At 45.2% G+C, this 22,637-nt stretch carries 13 protein-coding genes; 6 read left to right on the plus strand and 7 right to left on the minus strand.

The window, feature by feature from the left end:
• Nucleotides 1-71 precede the first annotated feature (71 nt).
• From nrdR to guaB, 5 genes are all read right to left on the minus strand, one after another.
• Complete coding sequence (gene nrdR, locus MJ761_RS00090) at nucleotides 72-527, minus strand: transcriptional regulator NrdR (protein WP_093090887.1); 456 nt, start codon at nucleotides 525-527, stop codon at nucleotides 72-74.
• A 1,040-nt stretch (nucleotides 528-1,567) separates the two neighbouring features.
• Nucleotides 1,568-4,792 (minus strand): carbamoyl-phosphate synthase large subunit, encoded by a 3,225-nt coding sequence (carB, locus tag MJ761_RS00095; RefSeq protein WP_093090889.1) that lies wholly within the window; start codon nucleotides 4,790-4,792, stop codon nucleotides 1,568-1,570.
• Nucleotides 4,793-4,866: 74 nt separating this feature from the next.
• Nucleotides 4,867-5,547 carry a leucine efflux protein LeuE gene (gene leuE, locus MJ761_RS00100; RefSeq protein ID WP_093090891.1) on the minus strand — a complete coding sequence of 227 codons (681 nt, stop codon included), beginning with the start codon at nucleotides 5,545-5,547 and terminating at the stop codon, nucleotides 4,867-4,869.
• A gap of 56 nt (nucleotides 5,548-5,603) precedes the next feature.
• Nucleotides 5,604-6,737 carry a glutamine-hydrolyzing carbamoyl-phosphate synthase small subunit gene (carA, locus tag MJ761_RS00105; protein ID WP_093090893.1) on the minus strand — a complete coding sequence of 378 codons (1,134 nt, stop codon included), beginning with the start codon at nucleotides 6,735-6,737 and terminating at the stop codon, nucleotides 5,604-5,606.
• 305 nt (nucleotides 6,738-7,042) lie between these two features.
• Complete coding sequence (guaB, locus tag MJ761_RS00110) at nucleotides 7,043-8,503, minus strand: IMP dehydrogenase (RefSeq protein WP_093090895.1); 1,461 nt, start codon at nucleotides 8,501-8,503, stop codon at nucleotides 7,043-7,045.
• Nucleotides 8,504-8,684: 181 nt separating this feature from the next.
• On the opposite strand from guaB, the gene MJ761_RS00115 reads away from it, so the two are divergent.
• The 3 genes from MJ761_RS00115 (at nucleotide 8,685) to MJ761_RS00125 (ending at nucleotide 11,642) form a co-directional block, all read left to right on the plus strand.
• Nucleotides 8,685-9,131, plus strand: coding sequence for a DUF4124 domain-containing protein (locus MJ761_RS00115; RefSeq protein ID WP_093090897.1), 447 nt, complete (start codon nucleotides 8,685-8,687; stop codon nucleotides 9,129-9,131).
• 102 nt (nucleotides 9,132-9,233) lie between these two features.
• Nucleotides 9,234-11,096, plus strand: coding sequence for an excinuclease ABC subunit UvrC (gene uvrC / locus MJ761_RS00120; RefSeq protein WP_093090899.1), 1,863 nt, complete (start codon nucleotides 9,234-9,236; stop codon nucleotides 11,094-11,096).
• A gap of 51 nt (nucleotides 11,097-11,147) precedes the next feature.
• Nucleotides 11,148-11,642, plus strand: a complete 495-nt coding sequence (locus MJ761_RS00125; RefSeq protein ID WP_093090901.1) for a hypothetical protein — start codon at nucleotides 11,148-11,150, stop codon at nucleotides 11,640-11,642.
• 590 nt (nucleotides 11,643-12,232) lie between these two features.
• Here MJ761_RS00125 and MJ761_RS00130 read toward each other — a convergent pair.
• On the minus strand, nucleotides 12,233-14,434 hold the full coding sequence (locus tag MJ761_RS00130; RefSeq protein ID WP_239362492.1) for a RelA/SpoT family protein: 2,202 nt from the start codon (nucleotides 14,432-14,434) through the stop codon (nucleotides 12,233-12,235).
• 204 nt (nucleotides 14,435-14,638) lie between these two features.
• On the opposite strand from MJ761_RS00130, the gene MJ761_RS00135 reads away from it, so the two are divergent.
• Nucleotides 14,639-15,205, plus strand: a complete 567-nt coding sequence (locus MJ761_RS00135) for an adenine phosphoribosyltransferase (RefSeq protein ID WP_037406508.1) — start codon at nucleotides 14,639-14,641, stop codon at nucleotides 15,203-15,205.
• A gap of 75 nt (nucleotides 15,206-15,280) precedes the next feature.
• On the opposite strand, the gene kdsA is transcribed toward MJ761_RS00135, so the two are convergent.
• A complete protein-coding gene (gene kdsA / locus MJ761_RS00140) occupies nucleotides 15,281-16,120 on the minus strand; it encodes a 3-deoxy-8-phosphooctulonate synthase (protein WP_239363545.1) in 840 nt (279 codons plus the stop codon).
• Nucleotides 16,121-16,475: 355 nt separating this feature from the next.
• Between kdsA and MJ761_RS00145 the strand changes: the two genes are divergently transcribed.
• A complete protein-coding gene (locus MJ761_RS00145; RefSeq protein WP_093091304.1) occupies nucleotides 16,476-18,314 on the plus strand; it encodes an autotransporter assembly complex protein TamA in 1,839 nt (612 codons plus the stop codon).
• Nucleotides 18,314-22,210 carry a translocation/assembly module TamB domain-containing protein gene (locus tag MJ761_RS00150; protein ID WP_176715033.1) on the plus strand — a complete coding sequence of 1,299 codons (3,897 nt, stop codon included), beginning with the start codon at nucleotides 18,314-18,316 and terminating at the stop codon, nucleotides 22,208-22,210. Before MJ761_RS00145 ends, MJ761_RS00150 begins: the two co-directional genes overlap by 1 nt.
• Nucleotides 22,211-22,637: the final 427 nt, after the last annotated feature.

Consider the following 22,637-nt stretch of genomic DNA (forward strand, 5'->3'; position numbering starts at 1 on the left):
TACAAAGTATAACAAGAATTAGCGACTAATGCAGCGTACTGTTCCCAAATAACTTAACAATATAAATAGCTTTAATCTGGCCTTTGTAATGATGCAATCAGTTGGGTAAATTCTGAGACATCATGAAAACTTTTATACACTGAGGCAAAACGCACATAAGCAACTTCATCCAGTTTAGCCAGTAAATTGAGAACCATGTCCCCAATCATCTGACTGGGTACTTCTTTGACCCCCATGTGGTACAGGCGGGTCTCAATCTCGGCTACCGCATTTTCAATACTTTCCCGATCCATAGGCCGTTTATGTAATGCCCTGCTAATGCTGGTATACAGCTTGGCCGGATCAAACAATACCTTTTCTCCTGTACGCTTGATTATTAGTGGCATTCGCATTTCCACTACTTCCAGTGTACTAAAACGGCTGTCACAACCCATACAGCGACGGCGACGGCGAATACTGTTATTACCTTCGCTCAGACGCGTATCAATCACTTGTGTATTATGATGCTGGCAAAAGGGACATTTCATACAATGTAAATTTATTTTGATAAAATTGAATAGCTATTGTGGCAGGCACAACTAAGGCTGGCAAGCTCATTTATTTTTCATATCAAAATAATATAAGCAATTATTGCTGACTTATCCACCTGTACACAAAATCCAGCGCAAAACTTTAGGTAAAATTTGGGGATAACTACAATATATTGCTGATTTTTATAATATATTTTTCATTGCTTAAAAAATAAGCAGGTTATAATTGTTATGCTGGAATTGGCGCATTGTTGACGGTAATTTGAGGCAATAATGTTTTGAATATACATAAAAACTAATTTGAAGCTCTGTGATTGACAAGAGATTTGTCGATTCACGATAAAGCAAAACGTGCCACTTATTAGTTAACCCTTTTATGCTCAGCCAGTCCGCCATTTATACTGTACGCGATGAAACCATTAGCTAAGGACTTAAACATTCGGTTGAAGTTGAAAAGTCCATTGTAGATAAATAAAGGCAGCAAGCAAATAAAGCACCATAACAAAAAACTATTCAGACAAAATATTATATGTAGTACAAAACATCTGCCTTTGCTTGTTTGCTTGAAGGTAAAACAAAGCAATGGGCAGAGAATGGTTATTTGGCAGAATTGATGATTTTTTCGTGGGAGCAATAAGCTGATATTGATTCGGCTCAATGTCAATTTTGCTCAGCATGGATTCTGCGGAACGATGTTTTAACCTGCTACTATTAAGTATATTTATTAGGATATCAGTAGTGAATATCAGTTTAGTAAGATATGTGGGAACTATCTAATAAATCATAAATTTACTAAATCTGCCTGTCAAATTGCCATTTAAAGGCTTTGGGCTAGTGTGACGAATAATATTATTGCACCAACAGCGGTAATGAAAAAAGCTCTATACCTACTGATATCGACAAAACCAACCATGAAAATAGCATTATTTTAGTGTAAATAATCTTGAATATGGTTGATTGTGCATGTCGTTTTTTAATTGGTAAAAGGCTACTAACTGCGATTAACGCTGCTAGTAGCCGTACAATATAAAGGCAATTTAGTCTTGGACTGTTATTCGTTCAATACGCTGATGCAGACTTTGAATGCTGTATACCTCAGTATGAGACAACTGCCCTACACTTTCGCTCATGGCTAAACCACCGGCGATAGTCGTATATAATGGAATACGCATATTCAAGGCACTGCGGCGGATGGAGTGGCTGTCTTTTATTGACTGCACATCGCTGCTCACGGTGTTCACTACTAAGGCAATTTCGCCATTTTTGATTGCGTCTACGATATGCGGGCGGCCTTCGGTAACTTTATTGACTACTTGCACGTTAATGCCGTGCTGTGCCAGATATGCTGCTGTACCGCGTGTGGAACACAGGCCATAACCATGTGACTGGAAATTGGCGGCAACTTGAACTACATGCGGTTTATCTTCATCACGTACGGCCAGAAAAACTTTGCCAATCGCCGGAATGCGCTCTCCCGCACCAAGCTGTGCTTTTAAATAAGCTTCGGCAAATGTTTCACCTACGCCCATTACTTCGCCGGTAGAACGCATTTCTGGCCCGAGTATGGTATCTACGCCGGGAAATTTGATAAACGGGAAAACGGCCTCTTTGACAGCAAAAAATTCAGGAATCACTTCGTGGCTATAACCCTGCTGTTGCAGTGATATACCCGCCATTACTCGTGCGCCGATTTTAGCCAGTGGTACGCTGGTAGCCTTGGAAACAAATGGCACGGTACGTGAAGCGCGTGGATTGACTTCAAGTACATAGACTATGTCATCCTGTACGGCAAACTGTACATTCATCAGACCGATAACCTGCAATTCTCTGGCCATAGCCACTGTCTGGCGGCGGATTTCGTTCTGAACAGCGGTACTAAGTGAATATGGCGGAATGGAGCAGGCTGAATCACCGCTATGTACGCCGGCCTGTTCTACATGCTGCATGATGCCGCCAATCACCACCTGCTGACCATCACAAACGCAGTCTACGTCTATTTCAATGGCGTGGCTGAGGAAGTAATCCAGCAATACTGGACTGTCGTTGGATACCTGCACGGCTTCACGCATATAGGTTTGTAATTCGGCAGCAGAATGCACTACCTGCATGGCGCGACCACCCAATACGTAAGATGGGCGTACCACAAGCGGGTAGCCAACTTCTTCAGCCAGTTGCAGTGCTTCAGCCTCGGTGCGTGCTGTGCGGTTTTCCGGCTGGCGCAGGTCTAGTGTATGCAGAATCTGCTGAAAGCGTTCGCGGTCTTCTGCAGCATCGATGGCATCCGCAGATGTTCCAATAATATTTATTCCATTGGCGACCAGTTCATTCGCCAGTTTTAAAGGAGTCTGTCCACCATAGTGTACAATCAGACCATCTGGTTGTTCGGTATGACAGATTTCAAGTACATCTTCCAATGTAAGCGGTTCGAAATAAAGCCGGTCGGAAGTATCATAGTCTGTGGATACGGTTTCTGGATTACAGTTAACCATAATGGTTTCAAAACCAGATTCTCGTAATGCTAGAGCAGCATGTACGCAGCAATAATCAAACTCAATACCCTGCCCGATACGATTCGGCCCCCCGCCAAGAATCATGATTTTTCTGCGCTGGCTTGGTTCTGCCTCGCACTCTTCTTCGTAAGTGGAGTAAAGATAGGCAGTATCGGTAGCAAATTCAGCCGCACAGGTATCTACGCGTTTGTATACCGGATGCAGCTTAAGGGTATGGCGATGCTGGCGCACGCTGGCTTCATCAGTGCACAGTAGTTGCGCCAGCCGTTTATCTGCAAAGCCCTTGCGTTTCAGTCTACGCATACAGCTGTAGTCTATTTCATTCAGGTTGCAACCGACCAGCTGCTGTTCTTCTGTCACTAAATCGGCAATCTGTGCCAGAAACCACGGGTCAATTGCGCAAATCTGCTGAATTTCGGTAAGTGAGAATCCGGCACGGAAGGCATCGGCTACATACAGAATGCGTTCAGGCCCCGGGTTGGCCAGTTCTCGTTGAATAACTGCGCGGTCATCGCTGCGGCTATCAAAACCACTTAAGCCTATTTCCAGACCGCGCAAGGCTTTATGGATGGATTCCTGAAATGTTCGCCCGATAGCCATGACTTCACCAACGGATTTCATCTGTGTGGTCAGACGATCATCGGCTGTGGGAAACTTTTCAAAGGCAAAACGTGGTACTTTGGTAACGACATAGTCAATTGATGGTTCGAATGAAGCTGGTGTCCGGCCGCCGGTAATGTCGTTCTGCAATTCATTCAGGGTATAGCCTACTGCCAGTTTGGCGGCAATTTTGGCTATCGGGAAACCGGTGGCTTTAGAAGCCAGAGCAGAAGAACGGCTGACACGCGGATTCATTTCAATGACGATCATTTCGCCGTTTTGCGGATTAATGGCAAATTGAACATTGGAACCACCGGTATCGACACCTATTTCACGCAATACAGCCAATGAAGCATTGCGCATCAGCTGGTACTCTTTATCGGTGAGTGTTTGTGCGGGTGCTACGGTAATGGAATCACCGGTATGCACGCCACAGGGATCGAAGTTTTCAATGGAGCAGATGATGATACAGTTGTCGGCACGGTCTCGCACCACTTCCATTTCATATTCTTTCCAGCCCAGTACGGATTGCTCAATAAGTAGTTCATGTGTGGGCGAGGCGTCAAAGCCACGTTCACAGATAGTAATGAATTCATCTTTATTATAGGCAATCCCGCCACCACTGCCACCCATGGTAAAAGATGGGCGGATCAGTGCCGGAAAGCCCACCTGCGCCTGTGCTTCCAAGGCCTGATCCATACTGTGACAGATAAATGATTTTGGGGTGTGCAGTCCGATTCTATTCATGGCTTCTTTAAAGCGGCCACGATCTTCTGCTTTATCTATGGCGTCTTGTGATGCACCAATCAGCTCTACTTGATATTTTTTCAGGATACCGTTATGCGCCAGATCCAAAGCACAGTTGAGTGCTGTCTGCCCGCCCATGGTTGGTAAAATCGCATCAGGGCGTTCTTTTTCAATGATTTTCGCTACCGTTTGCCACATAATCGGCTCAATGTAGGTAACGTCGGCCATATCAGGATCAGTCATGATGGTAGCCGGATTGGAATTAACTAGAATGACTTTGTAGCCTTCCTCACGTAATGCTTTGCATGCCTGAGCACCGGAATAGTCAAACTCACACGCCTGACCAATCACGATGGGGCCGGCACCAATAATAAGAATGGATTTTAAGTCTGTGCGCTTGGGCATATTGAAACCTCTATTAATTGTTATCTGTTTAATTTAGTGGCTCGGCAGAAGTTTTTGACCAGTGACTGGAATACTCAGTCAATACTTGCCGTCCATAATTTCATTGCAAAAGCTATGAACATTAACCCGACTGTGGCTACCGCACCAGCAGCCAGTCGCTGATAATGACGAAACCACTTTACCAGCGATATACCACTGAATATCAGTACACTCAGATAGGTTAAACTGCAAATTTGCAAAATAATAGCCAGCAATAGGAAGCTAAATGCTGGCTGTGGATAATGCGGATCAACAAATTGTACAAAAAAAGCTAGGAAAAACAGTATGGCTTTTGGATTTAACAGGCTTAACAGTAACGCACGCTGAAATAAATAATGCGCTGAAAGTGGTTTATCTGCACTATTCGGTTCACTCAACGATTGCCTGAAAGCTTCTGCTGCCTGCTGATGCCTTCTGCTCCATTGTCTGGCCGCTGAACGCAGTAGCTGCCAGCCCAGATAAAACAGATATAATCCTCCCACCAATTTCAGCAATAAAAATAATACAGGAATGGTTTTTATAATTGATGTTGCACCAGAAGATGAAAGTAGCATCAATACGCTGTCACCCAGAACTATACCCGCCACAGCACAATAAGCTGCTCTAGCACCATATTTGCCGGCTATGGCCAAACAGTACATGGAATTGGGTCCGGGCAATAAAACGATGGCGATGGCACCGATAATATATGTTCCCAGATCAGTAATACCAAACATAAGAAATCCTGTACATTTTTGTTATTCTCTAGAGGTTGGTTGGTAAAAAATGACTATTATTCCTGACGCGCAACCCGCATATGTTCGATAAAACGGTCAAACAGATAGGACACATCGTGTGGCCCAGGATTGGCTTCAGGATGCCCTTGAAATGAAAAGGCCGGCTGTGTAGTCATGCTGATGCCTTGTAATGAGCCGTCAAACAGTGATTTATGGGTAATGCACACATTTTGTGGCAAGGTGTCCGCATCTACTTCAAAACCATGATTCTGGCTGGTAATCACTACTCGACCAGTTTCGAGATCTTGTACCGGATGATTGGCACCATGATGACCAAAAGGCATTTTGCGAGTTTGTGCTCCTAAGGCCAGACCGAGTAGTTGATGCCCCAGACAGATACCAAACAATGGCAGTTTATGTGCCAGAATTTCCTGTACAGCCGCAATAGCATAATAACAAGGTTGCGGGTCGCCGGGACCATTGGACAAGAATACGCCGTCGGGATTCATTGCCAGTACTTCTGCCGCCGGCGTAGCAGCTGGAACAACAGTCAAGCGACAGCCACGCTCACTAAGCATACGCAGGATATTGGTTTTTACCCCGAAATCATAGGCAACAACATGGTATTGAGCTGCTGGTGGCTGAACATAGCCCTGCCCCAGCTTCCATTCACCTTGTGCAAACTCATACTTTTCTGTACAGCTTACTTCTCGCGCCAAGTCCTTACCGGCCATACTGCCAAAGGCTTGCGCCAATGCCAGTGCCTGCTCTGCACTGGCATTATCGCCTGTCAGAATACAGCCAGCCTGTGCACCTTTATCCCGTAGCAGGCGGGTAAGACGGCGTGTGTCAATATCGGCAATTGCCACGGTTTTATGGCGCTGCAAATATTGAACCAGACTTTCATTGGCGCGGAAATTACTATGTAATAAAGGCAAATCCCGAATTATCAAACCAGCAGCATAAACTTGATTACTCTCAGTGTCTTCGCTGTTTACGCCTGTATTGCCTATATGCGGATAAGTAAGAGTAACCATCTGCTGTGTATAAGATGGGTCGGTAAGAATTTCCTGATAGCCAGTCATGCTGGTGTTGAACACTACTTCTCCAACTGCCTGCCCAGTCGCACCAATGCTGACACCATGAAATACGGAACCGTCAGCCAACACTAAAATTGCGTTTGTAGTCATGATTGATTCCTATGGATTTAAGTAGACTATTGCCGTGGCGACAGTCTGTTTTTATCGGTAAATAATTGTGCTTCCTGTTACCAATTGCAGGCAAAAAAAAACACGCCACTTCACGCAAAATGGCGTGAGCTACGTGCTTGATGATGGCAGGGATAGGGATATCTGACGCTACCATGAAAGCAATATATTTTAGCTAATCCTTTCTGTTTTGGCAATACAGATTTGAATAACAAAAAGAATTTTTTTCCTTACCGGGCAGCCCCCAGACTGCCCTTTTATATTAATATCAGAATCTGCAACAATATTTAGCGAACGTGGTAATTGGGTGCTTCTTTGGTAATCTGCACATCGTGTACATGCGATTCACTCATTCCCGCAGAAGTAATTTCCACAAATTCAGCCTTACTGTGCATATCCTGAATGGTTTTGCAGCCAAGATAACCCATGCTGGAACGCAATCCGCCTACCAGCTGATGAATAATCTGGTTAATCGGTCCTTTGTAAGGTACACGCCCCTCAATCCCTTCAGGTACATATTTATCGGCACTGGCTACATTATCCTGAAAATAGCGGTCGGATGAGCCCTGACTCATAGCGCCCATTGACCCCATACCGCGATAGGACTTATAGGATCGCCCCTGATACAGCTCAATTTCACCAGGTGCTTCTTCCGTACCGGCGAACATACCTCCCAGCATCACTGCTGAAGCACCTGCTGCTAATGCTTTGGCCAAATCACCGGAAAAGCGGATACCACCATCAGCAATAAGTGGCACGCCAGTACCTGCGAGCTCAGTAGCAACATTATGAATCGCTGTTAATTGCGGTACACCCACTCCTGCTATAATGCGTGTAGTACAGATAGAGCCTGGACCAATACCCACTTTAACTGCATCAGCTCCCGCAGCCACCAGATCACGAGCAGCTGCGGCAGTGGCAATATTGCCACCGATTACGTCCACATCAGGGTAATGCTGTTTTACCCAGCGAACACGCTCCATCACGCCCTGACTGTGTCCATGCGCGGTATCCACTACCAATACATCCACACCGGCCTGTACCAGTGCTGCCACGCGCTCATCAGTATCCTGTCCCACACCTACGGCGGCACCAACGCGCAAACGACTTTCGCTGTCTTTATTGGCATTCGGGAATGCGGTATTTTTCAAAATATCCTTGACGGTAATCAAACCTTTTAATTCCCACTCAGCATTCACCACCAGTACCCGTTCGATTTTATGCGTATGCATCAACTCACGGGCATCATTGATGCTGGTTGATTCATTAACGGTTACCAGACGTTCTCGCGGTGTCATGATACTGGCTACTTTTTGTTGCAGATTACGTTCAAAGCGTAAATCGCGATTGGTAACCAGACCAACTACCTTGCCATTTTCCAACACCGGCAGACTGGATACTTTATATTTACGCCCCGGTCCAATCAAATCACCAATCAGTGTATCCGGAGTAATGGTTACCGGATCCTTAACTACTCCACTCTCATACCGTTTAACTTTTGCAACAGCACGTGCCTGCTGTTCGATATTCATATTTTTGTGAATAATACCAATACCACCCTCCTGTGCCATCGATATCGCCAGTCTGGCTTCAGTAACTGTATCCATCGCAGCTGAAACCAGCGGTAAATTCAGATGAATATGACGGGTAAGCGGGGTTTTCAGAATAACGTCGCGCGGTAGTACTTCAGAGTGAGCAGGTACAAGTAGCACGTCGTCAAAAGTGTAAGCTTTTTCGACTATACGCATTTTAGGACTTCTTTTTTAAAGGGTGAGGAGAATTAGATGGAAGAATTGGCGATCAATTTTAACAAAATTACGACACACTGGCAAAATATACCTTTACACAATCTTGCCAATTAACAATCAGACGTTTTTTTTATCGTATAATAGCCAAAACATATATTTTCAAACGCGAAGGAAAGTAAATATGCGTCACAAAATACTGAAAATTTCACTGACAGCAGCACTGGCGGGTAGCACAATCATGGCAACTGCGGCGGGGGTATACACCTGGCGTGACCACAAAGGTGTGAATGAATATTCAGATGTACCTACTCAACTCACTCCAGCCAAAACCCAGCGCTTCAACGTACGTACCCACAGCTCTACTCCACTGGCTAAACCTAAGCCTAATGCTGAGGCCAGCTCTGACTCCCTAGCCGAACAACAAGCACAGCTTAACCGCAAAATTGAAGAACAGAATAAGCTGAGAGATGAGCAAAATAAAAAAATTGAGGCACAAAACAAGAAAACCCGTGAGGCCGCCTGTAAAACAGCACAGATGAACCGCAAAATGGCTGACAGTCTGCGTACCAATAATCGCGATGCCCTGATTCAACGTTATGAAGAAGACGTACGCATTAATTGTAATTAATTTTTTACTCTTGACTATTTCACTCATCATCCATAAGTTGTGTATGCAGCTTATGGACTTTTTTTATGGCTGCAAAATTGTTAACCTGATCAACCATCCATCATGAACGATACTGTTGCCACACCATCTAGCCCTACAGACAAGAACAAATTTAATTTAACCCTGTTTCTCAAAAATCTGCCTTTAGTGCCAGGGGTATATCGCATGCTGGATGCCAATGACAAAGTATTATATGTTGGCAAAGCAGTGAATCTGAAACGCCGGGTCAGCAGTTATTTTCAAAAAACTGATTTATCACCCAGAATTCAGCTGATGGTCAAACAGGTGGCACGAATTGAAATCACGGCAACACATTCAGAAACAGAAGCACTGATACTGGAAAACAATTTTATCAAGGCTCTGTCACCGAAATACAATATCCTGTTTCGAGACGATAAAAGCTATCCCTATTTAATGCTCAGCGGCCACCGCTTTGCGCAGATGGCCTATTATCGCGGTACCTTGAAAAAACCCAATCAGTATTTCGGTCCTTATCCCAATGGCTATGCAGTACGCAACAGTATTCAGACGCTCCAGAAAGTATTCAGGCTGCGCACCTGTGAAGACAGTGTATTTGAACACCGCAACCGCGCTTGTCTACTGTACCAGATTAAACGCTGTTCCGGACCCTGTGTCGGCCATATCAGTGTTGAAGATTATCAGAGTGATGTCAAAGCTGCAGTAAGCTTTTTACAGGGCAAAACCAGCGAATTAACGGCCTCATTACATGCCAAGATGCAGCAAGCAGCTGAACAACTGAATTTTGAAACCGCTGCACAGATTCGCGACCAGATACAGGCTCTGGGACTGATGCAATCGCAGCAATTTATTGACAGCAAATATGCGCGCCACAGCGATATCGATATTCTTGCTCTAACAGAAGAAAACGATATTGTGTGTATTCACTGGGTAAGTATTCGTGGCGGCCGCCACGTTGGAGATAAGAACTTTTTTCCGGATACGCGCTATCGCGTTACTGAAAAACTTAATCATTATGGAGAAGCTTTTGTTGCCCAGCATTATCTGGGTAAAAGCAAACCGGATATTATTATCAGCAACTTCCAGCTGCCTAAAAGCCTGTGCGATGCGCTGAATGCAGAAAACAGCAGACAAATACAGTTTGTGCATAATACCGTTGGGGAACGGCGAATCTGGTTGCAGATGGCAGAACGCAACGCACAACTGGCCATTGAACAACACCGACTGCAACAGCATAGTCAGCAACACCGTATTGAAGCACTGGCACAATTGCTGGATATGGATGCTGAAAGTCTGAACCGCATTGAGTGTTTCGATATCAGCCATACTCAGGGCGAAGCCACCATTGCTTCGTGCGTGGTATATGAAGACGAGGCTATGCAGCCAGCCAAATACCGCCGCTACAATATTACAACAGCCAAAGCTGGCGATGATTATGCTGCTATGCGTGAAGTATTAACCCGCCGCTATGGTCGTCTGGCTGATAATGATGAAAGTATTGGCACATGGCCGGATTTGGTACTGATTGATGGCGGTAAAGGACAAGTACATATGGCACTGGATGTATGGCAGGAGCTGGGCATTCATATTCCAATAGTGGGCATTGCCAAAGGTCCGGAACGTAAAGCCGGTTTGGAAGAGCTAATTATTCCACATCAACAGCGCCATATCCGGATAGAACCACATAATCCGGCTTTACATCTACTGCAAACCGTACGTGATGAATCGCACCGCTTTGCGATTACCGGCCATCGCCAGAAACGAGCCAAAGCCAGAGTGACTTCGTCTCTAAACGATATACCGGGCATTGGCAGCAAACGCCGGCAGGCATTATTGACCCGTTTTGGCGGTTTACGCGGTGTAGTTGCCGCCAGCGTGCATGATTTAAGCCAGACTGAAGGCATTAGTCTGGCTCTGGCTGAAAAAATCTATGCGGCTTTACATTAAGATACATACATAAATATAATACGCTATACTTAATTTTACAGAGAATAATAAATGTTTGAAAAAATTGCAAATTACTTACGCACTAGAAAACTAATTAAAGAATTAGTGATTTTACTGGTAAGTTATGCTGTATTTATACTTGGTACCGTTGGCTGGTATTACTTTGATAACTGTGAACAGGGTGGTTCGTGTGCTTTTTTGGGTATATGCGGGCTAATTAACTTTTTTGTATATTTAACTATCGTCAACTATAAAACCATTAAATCCATTTTTTCACGCTCAAACGATAATAATTCACCTTCTTTCAAAGCATTACTTATTCAATTAACATTATTTGTACTTGTATTTCTCTCATTTTTTTATGGATGTGGATATTTATTAGTTTCATTCGATATTGGTTTCAATCCAGAATCAATGCTTACAGCTATTTATATATGGATACTCTTCTTTTTGCTTTGTTGCTGTATAAGCTTATTTATTCTTTTTGTTGCCAAAACCATAAAATGCCTTTTCCTGCGCTCCACTAACAATAATACCGCTTATTGAACAACGCATAGGGATTGCTACTTATTTATAATGAGTGAAAGTCAGATGATAGCTAAGTAACAAAAAATAAATTTTGTTACTAGTAAAATGGATAATTTTGCATCTGCAATATAGTATCTGTCAGAATTACGCTATTTTCTTTTTCATGTTATATACATATATTATAAATCACTCCGCTTTTTAATTAACTAGTCTGCGTTATAGTCATGCAAAGGCCGGTGTGATTTTATCCGTGTATAATATACTTAGTGGTTATAGTAAATATCAGCAAGTGCTATTAACCAGTTTTACAATTTGCACAGTATAGTTGTAGCCAGTGTCTATGTACTAGCTCAAATTTAATCCGTGCTTTTCAGCGCCACTTTTATCCAAAAAAATTATGCTGGCACTCTGGATTGTAAAACCATAGCTAGTCTGTAGGCTCTGGCGGACAAATATTTTCCAGCCACATAAACACTGAGTAAACAGGTAAACGTGTTTCAGTGCACACTCAGGTATGCTGCCACGAACGTATCGTTTTTCGTGCGTGGCTTTTTTATGGTTTTTCTCTCAGACAAATTGACACTTTACCTGACATAAAAAAACATATCCTATAATCGCGTCACAGCCAATACACCTTTTACATCACTTAGCTGACTGAGTACGCGCGGTAAATCATTTACCTGATGTACTTCAACAGTAAAACGCAGTTGCGCCTCAAGGTCTCGCGATAAGGTTTGCACGGCGGTAACGTTAAGACGATTGCGCGCCAGTGCTTCAGAAATATCGCGTAACAGACCACTACGATCCTGAGCACGGATTTCGATATCAATAGCAAAAACCTGATTGGCGGATTCATCGGCCCAAGAAGCTGGCAATACTTTGTCCGGTGAAATATGCGCCAGATACTGAAAAGAGGAACAGTTACTGCGGTGGATGGAAATACCCCGTCCACGCGTTACAAATCCGGTAATATTATCTCCAAACGCTGGTTTACAGCATTTGGCCAGTGTAGTGAGTAAGCCTGCTTCACCATCTACCAGCACACCGCCAAAGTTATTTGTAATTTTACTGCGTTTGACTAAATGATTTTCCGTTACCGGTATTTCCGGTTTTTCCAGTAAGTTATCGACCGCTTTCTGAATCATGCGACCGGAAATTTCTCCATGCCCCATGGCCAGATACAAGTCGTCTACATTACTGAAACCAAGCGCTTCAGCCAGTTTATGTGTATTCGGCCGTACCTGCATCTTCACCAGTTGTTTTTCCAATGCGGTACGACCAGATTCGCGTATCGATTCTCCGTTCTGCTGACGTATATAAGCGCGAATTTTACTGATGGCTTTATTGCTTTTCACCCAGCCATCATGCAACCAGTTAACTGAAGGTTTACCCTCGCGTGCAGTTATGATTTCTACACGCTGGCCATTTTCCAGTGGCGTGGACAGAGGCACAATCTGCCCATCTACTTTGGCACCACGACAGCGATTACCGATATCGGTGTGTAAAGCATAGGCAAAATCAATCGGCGTGGCTCCAGCCGGTAAAGAAAATACTTTGCCATGCGGGGACAGAACGTAAATGGTATCGTTAAAAAGTTCTGTCTGGAAAGCACGTGATAAATCTTCACTGTCACTGCCGTTTTCGGCAATATTTTCGCGCCAATCGAGTAACTGACGTAACCAAGCGATTTTATGCTCGTAGGCTTCATTGCCTTTGCCGCCCTCTTTATAGCGCCAATGAGCTGCTACACCGAATTCAGCATACCGGTGCATATCAAAGGTACGAATCTGAATTTCCACTCCTTTATCTTCCGGCCCCACCACTACTGTATGCAGACTTTGGTAATCATTGGGTTTGGGATGGGCAATATAATCATCAAATTCGCCCGGAATAGGCTGCCACAAACTGTGCACAATCCCAAGCGTGGTATAACAGTCTGCTACAGTATCCACGAGAATGCGTACAGCCCGGATATCGTACAGGCCATCAAAATTCAGTTTCTTTTTTACCATTTTGCGATAAATGGAATAAATATGCTTTGGCCGCCCCGCAACTTCAAAGTGCATATTCAGCCGGCTCAGCTGCTGCCTGATGGTCTCAACAAAATGTTCGATATAATCCAGTCGCTCTGTGCGTTTTTCATCTAGCAGGAGTGCTATTCTTTTATATTCATCCGGATTCTGGTAGCGAAAGCTTAAATCTTCAAGTTGCCATTTCAGCTGCCATACTCCCAGACGATTAGCCAGAGGTGCAAACACACTCATGGTTTCTTTGACAACTGCTTTTATCAATGCTTTATCGTTGACCTTGCTCAGATAATTCATGGTCTGCGTACGCCTTGCCAGCTTAATCAATACGACCCTGATATCTGAAACCATTGCCAGCAGCATCTGGCGCATTACCTCAGCCTGCTGCTGACGTTCCTCCTGAGTTGCCAGCGGGCTGATGCTGACAAAGTATGTCAGTTTCTGTACCTGATATAATCCAGCTACCAGCTGCATTACACTTTCACCACACTGTTCTTTTACAATGGCTTCCCAATCAGACACATAATTGGGCAGACAGCACAGCATGGTGGCGGCTACTGCATCCGCCATTAAATCCATATCCGCCACTGTTTTGGCGGCAATCATCAGATTCGTATAGAGGTTTTCGCCACATAATGTAACCGCATCCTGTGGATAGCTACTATCCATTAAAACCTGTGCCTGTCGCAACATGGTCGCTATGGCTGGTGGTAAGCCTGCTATATATTGGTCTAACCAGACATACGGTGAGGCGGGATTGGTGACAAGAACTTGATCAGGCATGCTAACCATGCTATCAACCTGTTGATTTGTGTAAATTATGATGGCAATTGTACCAAAAGCCACCATTTTCTGCCTCATAATGGGCTGTAGAAAAGCAGGAAAGGTGCTATTATGCGCACCTTTCGCATACACTATATGCAAATAACTTCGCTCGTCCTGCGTTTATAACTTTCGCATATAGTCTTTATTTTTAAAGGATTTATAATGCAGACTCACCCAGAAGTCATAGGTATTGACGCGATGGCTGCAAAAATTCGCAAAATTCCCAACTGGCCACAGGAAGGAATTTTATTTCACGACATTACGCCGGTATTACAAAGCCCGCAGTACTTTCGTCTGCTGGTGGATTTAATGGTCTACCGTTATATGGGGCAGAAAATCGATGTTGTAGCCGGGCTAGACGCACGTGGTTTTATTATCGGTGCTGCTCTAGCGTATCAGCTGAATGTTGGTTTTGTGCCTATCCGTAAAAAAGGTAAGCTGCCTTTTACAACCATTGCGGAAAGTTATCAGCTGGAGTACGGGCACGCTACCATTGAAATGCATACTGATGCTGTAAAACACGGCACCCGTGTCCTGCTGGTCGATGACTTAGTAGCTACGGGCGGTACCATGACCGCAGGCGTAAAACTGATTCGCAAGCTAGGTGCAGAAGTCGTGGAAGCCGCTGCTATTATCGAATTTACGGATTTACCCGGTGGCAAAAAAATCCGTGATGAGAATGTACCTCTTTTTACTCTGTATCAGAATTCCGGTTCAGTTGAGCAGTAACCATTTGGCCAGTTCTCCACCAGACAAATAAAAAAGCAGAGTTTGCAAACTCTGCTTTTTTATTAAAAAGATATTTTAGTTAATATCCAGTACCGGCATGGTTTTTACTAAATCATCCACTGCTTTAACCTGTGCCAGAAATGGTTCGAGCATCGCTAATGGCAACGCACTGGGGCCATCACAGCGAGCTTTATCTGGATCTGGATGTGCCTCAAGAAACAAACCGGCCAGTCGGGTGGACATACCGGCCAGTGCCAAATCCAGTACCTGACTGCGACGTCCGCCTGAAGCGGCAGCATCTGCCTGACGTTGCTGCAACGCATGGGTTACGTCGAAAATAATCGGCAAATCGGCACAAACTTTTTTCATTACCCCAAAGCCCAGCATATCAACCACCAGATTATCGTAACCGAAGTTACTACCGCGTTCGCACAAAATAAGTTGTTTATTACCAGCTTCATAGAACTTTTCAACAATATTTTTCATCTGATGCGGGCTTAAAAATTGCGGTTTCTTGATATTAACCACTTTACCGGTTTGTGCCAGTGCCACTACCAGATCAGTCTGGCGGGCTAAAAATGCAGGTAGCTGCAATACATCAACCACTTCAGCCACTGGTGCGGCCTGAAAAGGTTCATGGACATCAGTAATCACCGGCACACCAAATTCCTGCTTTACCGCAGCGAAAATCTTCATGCCCTCTTCCAGCCCCACGCCACGATACGAGTGAATTGAAGAACGGTTGGCCTTATCAAATGATGCCTTAAACACCAGCGGGATACCCAGTTTTCGTGTTACATCAACGTAATGCGCGCAGGTACGCAAAGTCAAATCCAGATTTTCCAGTACGTTCAGGCCACCAAACAACACCAGTGGCAAATGATTGGCTACTTCAATATTGCCGACACGAATAATCTTGGTCACAATCAATCCTCAGTAATTTTCGGCTCATGGACATCAGTGCCCAGACCACCATAAAACCACTATTCTACAAAATTGCTAGCTCAGCGTCCAAACCAGCCTGACAGCCTCAATCTTTAACGTATCAAACTTTTTAATACAAATTTGCAGAAATATTTTACTCTACTGTGTAAATAGCCCTGTTTCAGGTATAGGTTTAGCAACTATTTTCGCGCTACAATAATAAAATACTTTTGTAACACCTACCTAAACATACGTTTTATCCTTTTAAAAGCAACATCCTTACAACTATACAGGGTCAATCTTGGTATACTTCACGCAGAAACGCCTGCACTGGCTGCTATTGAGCATGTTACTGTCTTCCCTAACCTCTTTGGTATGGGCAGCCAGTCTGCCAGCAGATGGTGATGATGCAGATGACGATATTCCTCCACCAAAAACCGGATTGCTGCACAGATTGCTGCATGGCGACGAATCTCGTGAAGAGAATAAACCGCAGCCACCAAAAACACCACGAGTTCCCATCACCATTGATGTAGACAACTCAACCCTGCAAAAACTGATTAATAACCATCTGCCGCTGATTACACAGCAGCTAATCGAAGATCTGGATGACGAGCAGCTTAGTTTTCTGGCCGAAGAAGCGCCCGGACAGACACAAACCATGCTTGAAACTGAGGGTTATTTTAATGCCATAGTTAATGTAGAAAAACAGCCTAATGGTTATATTATCCATATCACTACTGGCCCGCGCAGTCATATCGAAAATGTGGATGTTTCCCTTACCGGTAACGTTACAGCTGATGACGATTTGACCAATTACTACAAAAATGCCATTGACAACTGGGTACTGCCTGTAGGCGACCCATTTACTCAGAGCAACTGGTCGGCAAGTAAATCATCTGTACTGACTGCCATAGTACGTAAAAAGTACCCGCTGGCAACCATCAGTGCCAGCCGTGCTACCATCGACCCGCAAAGAAATCAGGCCGAATTGTCGCTAACAGTAGACAGCAAACAGCCGATTTATTTTGGTGATATTCAGGTTAGCGGTACTGAACGTTATCCTGCTTCCATTGTTACCGGCATGGCCAGCTTCAGCCCGGGTTCACCCTATGATTTGGACAAATTGCTTGACTATCAGCAGGCACTGGAACAGGATAGCCATTATGGTAACGCTGTGGTCAGCGCAGATTTTGACCATATGGAAAACGATCATGTACCGGTGTTAGTAAAAGTAAGCGAAATGAAGCGCCAGAAACTTACCTTTGGTTTACGCTACGATACCAAAAACGGCCCTGGTTTCCGTGGTGGCTATGATCACTATAATATTTTTCATAAGGGTTATGTAGGTTCTACCCTGCTCGATACCGACCGCTACGAGACCACTTTCGGCATCGGCCTGAGCCAGCCGCGTAACAATCGTGGCCACTACTGGACCAGCAATCTCAACTATACCTATTCTACCGTGCAACATCTTCAAAGCCGCGCCTTGTCCAGCGGTATTTGGAAAGTACGCGACCGTAACGGAATAGACTCTCGTATTGGTATTGAATACGTCACCGAAAGCAGCAAAATTGAAGACGGCGCCGAGCTTGGACACAGCTACGCTACTATGCTTACCGCCTCGTGGAAACGACAGAATATTCAAACCCAGCTACGTCCGGCAAATGGCTATTATCTGGAAGGAAAAATTGGTACCACTATCGGCAAACTGCTGGCTTCGGCATCCATGCAGCGGGTGACAGCCAGTGGGGGCTACTATTTCACGCCGGAAAACAAAAAATACGGTACTTGGGTATTACGCAGTCAAATTGGCTATGTACATACCGGCGATACAGTCAATGTGCCCTCCATCCTGATGTTTCGTGCCGGTGGTGCCAACAGCGTACGCGGCTATGAAATGGACAGCATCGGTATCAACAGTTCACATAACTCGGTTTTACCCAATCGAACATTGGCTGTAGCCAGTGCTGAATACCAGATCCCCGTATATAAAGATTTTGCACTGGCACTGTTTCATGATGCCGGTTCTGTTTCAAAAAATTTCAGTGACATGCAGTGGCGTCACGGCAGCGGTCTTGGTGTACGCTGGTTCAGCCCTGTCGCTCCATTTGCATTTGACATTGCCTATGGCCATCATGATAAAAAATGGCGCTGGTCTATCAGCTTAGGAACCAAATTCTAATGACTGAAACCACACTTAATTCTGGCGAATCATCAGCCACTACTATTGCACCAATACCACCACGCAAGCCACGCTGGAAACACTGGCTGAAAACCAGCCTGTATTCGCTGCTTGGTTTACTCATCATAATCATCGCCATATTATGCTGGCTGGCTGGTACCGAATCCGGTCTGCGTTTCAGTGTCCATAGCATACCTAAATGGTTTGGCGTGCATATCAGTACAGAAAAGCTGACGGGCACCATCTGGCGTGGTTTTTCCGGTACCGACATTCGCGTCAGCCACCGCGATTTTGACTTATCCATCACTAAAATTCAGCTCAACTGGAATCACCGCGAACTATGGCAACGACGCTTCCATGTACAGCTATTGGACATAGGTAAAATTAACTATATCAATCACAGCGCCCCCCAACCCAATCACAAACCTGTTTCTACCCTGCCCAGCAGCATCAGCCTGCCGTTACAGATTAATATTGATAAACTACAGCTTGACGGCCTTACCCTAGGTAAAAATCAATCACCCATAATACTCGCCAGTCAGGCCAGCTATCTCTATGATCATCATAAACACCAGCTTGTCCTCAATGAACTGAATACCCCGTGGCAAAATATTCAGGGTTCAGTAGCCATTGCTACTCAGACACCGTTTGCCCTGAGCGGACAACTTAATGGTAATGGCACCCTAGATAAAACTGCAGTTGAAAGCGCTGCCCTTTTCAAAGGCAGCCTGCAACAGCCCGATCTCCTTGCCCGTCTGGATGGTGGCGATATCCACTTTCGCACCCATGCCGTCCTCAAGCCTTATTCTTTGCAACTAAACCACAAAATTGTCAGCCTCAACCTACAAAGCCGTCACATTAATCCGGCTGCATTCAGTAAGAGCCTGCCCTTTGCCGACCTCAATCTCAATCTTGATCTGGCGCCAGTTAATACCAACAAAAAACAGCTAGCCGGCCACATCAAATTCGGTAACGAACAATCCCGTGCTTATAATGACCCTAAAACTACTGGTTTACCCATTCGCAGCATCGATGGTGACATTAGTATCGACGATAATGGCAAACTGATATTACCAGCCTTGACTACGCGTCTGCTGCAACAAGGACAAATCATTACCCGTGGCAGCGTAGACAGCACAACCAAACAACTCGACATCGACAGCGAACTGTTACGCATCTACGCCAACGATGTTCTGACCACACCACTGCCCGGTTCACTCAATGGGCATATACGCGTTTCCGGCAATTTTAATGGTCTGACCACTCAATGGCAGCTGGCCAGCGAAAAAGGCAATAGCAACGGCTCCATTCAGATTATTACCGATGAACAAAAGCATCAGCAAACCCTGATGCTTGACAAGCTAAATCTAATAGCAAACGGTGGTGGCAGCTTCAATGCCAAAGGCAGTCTGGCACTGTATCAGAACAAAGCATTACAACTTAGCATCAACAGCAACAACTTCAATCCTGCCAAAATCAATGCCAGCTTTCCTACTGGCAGCATTAACGGCCACATCAACATCAACGGCCAGCTGGCACAACAACCCATGATTCAGGCAGACATGCTATGGCATAACAGCATACTCTCCGGTGCAGCACTTTCAGGCAAAGCTACCATCAGTTATCGCAACCAACATCTGGAACAGGCCAACATCAACCTCAACGCCGGCCAGAACCGGATTATCACCCGTGGCAGCTTCGGCAAAGCCAACGATAAACTTAATCTCGACATTAACGCACCTAATCTGGGGCTATTCGGATTTGGCATGAAAGGCCTGCTTAACACCAAAGGCTTTATCGCCGGCGAACCGAAAAAAATCACAGCCAATCTAAGTGGTGCTGCGCGCAATCTGCAAATCGGCCAGCTACTTAACATCAATCAGCTAGATTTTAAAATTATCGCTTCCCCAGACATCAATCAGCCTTTGCTGGTTAATATGACTGCCGACCATATCAACATTGCCAGTAGCGATGGCAGCAAACCCACCGTCATCAATAATACCAACATCAAAATCAACGGTCGTGGCAACCAGCACCAGTTACAGGGCAACAGCAGCCTGTCTCTTGAGGGTAAACCCTATCAACTGAACATCAACTCTTACGGTGGTCTGGATAAAAACCACCAATGGCGTGGACGGGTTAACGCACTGGATATCAGCGGTGCCCTCAACCTGAAACTGCTGAGTCCCATCCAGCTTGAAGCCGGAACCGAACGTATCAGCATGCAGAATGCACGCTGGGCAGCACTGGGTGGTAGCCTCAACCTGAACAACCTCAACTGGGATAAAGACAAAGGTCTGACTACCCGAGGATCTGCTAGCAATCTGGCTTTGCGTGAACTGCACAACATCATCGAATTGCCCGTTGAGCAAAATCTGGTCATTGGAGGCGACTGGAATTTCAGCTATAGCCGTAATATGCAGGGCTATTTGAAACTCTTTCAGCAAGGTGGCGACATCACCCTGCCCCAACACCAGCAAAAACTTGGCTTACAAAACGCACGGCTGGATACCCAGTTCCAGAATGGCCGTATCAATAACCACCTGAACGGCCTTACTCGCTATGGCACTACCGATGCCGTACTGATTATTACCCCAAACAGCAATGGCAAAATCAGCAGCGCACCCATCAGCGGGCACATCAAAATTGACAGCCCCGATCTCAGCTCCACCCGCAACCTGCTGCCCATCGGCATGCAGCTCAAAGGTAGTATGCATGCTGATGCCACCATCAGCGGGCATCTGAATGAACCATTGCTCAATGGCAGCCTCACCGGTAACGACCTTTATTACCGCGATCAGGCCAACGGCACCATCCTTGAGAATGGCACCCTCAGAAGCCATTTTCAGGGACGGCGCTGGCTGATAGATAGTCTCAACTTTGCTCGCCGCGATGGCACCATCAAACTCAACGGCGTTGTTGATATGACCAAACTCACACCTGATATCAACGTTACCGCCCACCTTGACCACTACAATATCTTTGATCAGATAAACCGCCGCCTTACCCTCAGCGGAGATACCCAACTACTCTATACCATTGCTCATGGCATCGTTTTAAGTGGCAAACTCAAAGTAGATAACGGCCTCTTTGGTATGCAAAAATCCGGTATGCCCCAACTTGACGACGACGTTGTCGTACTCGGTCGCGAAAAAACAACCAAACAACAGCGTGCTACCCCAATCCGTCTCAACCTTGATTTAGACTTGAATGACGCTTTCCGTTTCAGCGGCGAAGGTATCGACGTCCTGCTTGGCGGCCAGCTAACTGCCACCGCCAACCCCGGCGGCACCATCCAGATTGTCGGCACCGTAAACGTAGTTCGCGGCCAGTATAAAGCTTACGGACAGTATCTGGTGATTCAGCACGGCAGCACCATCTCCTTTGTGGGGCCGATGGATAATCCGAATCTGAAAATCCGCGCTAAACGCCGCTATTCACAAGTAGGTGCTGGCGTTGAAGCACTGGGACGTCTCGACAGCCCGCGCATCAATCTCATAGCCAACGAAGCCATGAGCGAAAAAGACAAACTGTCATGGCTGATACTGAATCGCCCCAGCAGTGGCAGTGCCGGCGACGAAGCAGCCATTGCGGCCGCAGCCAGCGCCTGGCTGGCCGGAGGCCTGAACGACAAACTTGGACTGCTTGACGAAATCGGTTTTACCAGCCAGCAGACCCGCAACAACCAAACCGGTGAAATGAACCCGGCAGAACAGGCCATTACCATCGGCAAACATCTGACCAACAACCTGTATATCAGCTATCTGTATGGTATTGAAAGTGCCACCCAGACAGTTAGCATTACCTACCAGATCAGCCGCGCCCTGCAAAGCATCATACATGTGGGTACCGAATCAGCTGGTGGTGAAATCCGCTATACCCGCCGTTTTGATTAATTCACTTCACACATCAGAGTTTTCAGAGTGTAAAACCAGAATATTTTCTAACATGGTCACAAGCACTCTGAAAACTTTATATCTAGTTTAATCTGCTCGGGGCTGATTCATTAAATAAAGATAAATAAATAATCAGTATCCATATTGGCCGCCTAACTCCCTATAACATCTGAATAAATTAAAAACTTTAGAATCTTTTTTGCATATACTGCACATCTGATTCTATTATTTTACCCAGCATCAGACATATTTTAATTGTTATAACAACCAATACAGATATCAACAATGTTACAGATTTACAGCCACATTTATTGATAAAAATAATAAAACTTATAATCATCAACACAATCGATACCAAAAACAGCACCAATAATTGACAACAAACCAACATCATCCATATTAATTTTCACCAAAATAGCGGATAACA

It is taken from the genome of Snodgrassella communis (assembly GCF_914768045.1).
Lineage (GTDB): Bacteria > Pseudomonadota > Gammaproteobacteria > Burkholderiales > Neisseriaceae > Snodgrassella > Snodgrassella communis.

What these genes read in the sequence shown, in the direction of transcription:
- nrdR (WP_093090887.1), bottom strand. Translation starts at nt 527, where the DNA reads ATGAAATGTCCCTTTTGCCAGCATCATAATACACAAGTGATTGATACG.
- carB (WP_093090889.1), bottom strand. Translation starts at nt 4,792, where the DNA reads ATGCCCAAGCGCACAGACTTAAAATCCATTCTTATTATTGGTGCCGGC.
- MJ761_RS00145 (WP_093091304.1), top strand. Translation starts at nt 16,476, where the DNA reads ATGTTACTGTCTTCCCTAACCTCTTTGGTATGGGCAGCCAGTCTGCCA.
- leuE (WP_093090891.1), bottom strand. Translation starts at nt 5,547, where the DNA reads ATGTTTGGTATTACTGATCTGGGAACATATATTATCGGTGCCATCGCC.
- uvrC (WP_093090899.1), top strand. Translation starts at nt 9,234, where the DNA reads ATGAACGATACTGTTGCCACACCATCTAGCCCTACAGACAAGAACAAA.
- MJ761_RS00150 (WP_176715033.1), top strand. Translation starts at nt 18,314, where the DNA reads ATGACTGAAACCACACTTAATTCTGGCGAATCATCAGCCACTACTATT.
- MJ761_RS00115 (WP_093090897.1), top strand. Translation starts at nt 8,685, where the DNA reads ATGCGTCACAAAATACTGAAAATTTCACTGACAGCAGCACTGGCGGGT.
- MJ761_RS00130 (WP_239362492.1), bottom strand. Translation starts at nt 14,434, where the DNA reads ATGCCTGATCAAGTTCTTGTCACCAATCCCGCCTCACCGTATGTCTGG.
- carA (WP_093090893.1), bottom strand. Translation starts at nt 6,737, where the DNA reads ATGACTACAAACGCAATTTTAGTGTTGGCTGACGGTTCCGTATTTCAT.
- guaB (WP_093090895.1), bottom strand. Translation starts at nt 8,503, where the DNA reads ATGCGTATAGTCGAAAAAGCTTACACTTTTGACGACGTGCTACTTGTA.
- MJ761_RS00125 (WP_093090901.1), top strand. Translation starts at nt 11,148, where the DNA reads ATGTTTGAAAAAATTGCAAATTACTTACGCACTAGAAAACTAATTAAA.
- MJ761_RS00135 (WP_037406508.1), top strand. Translation starts at nt 14,639, where the DNA reads ATGCAGACTCACCCAGAAGTCATAGGTATTGACGCGATGGCTGCAAAA.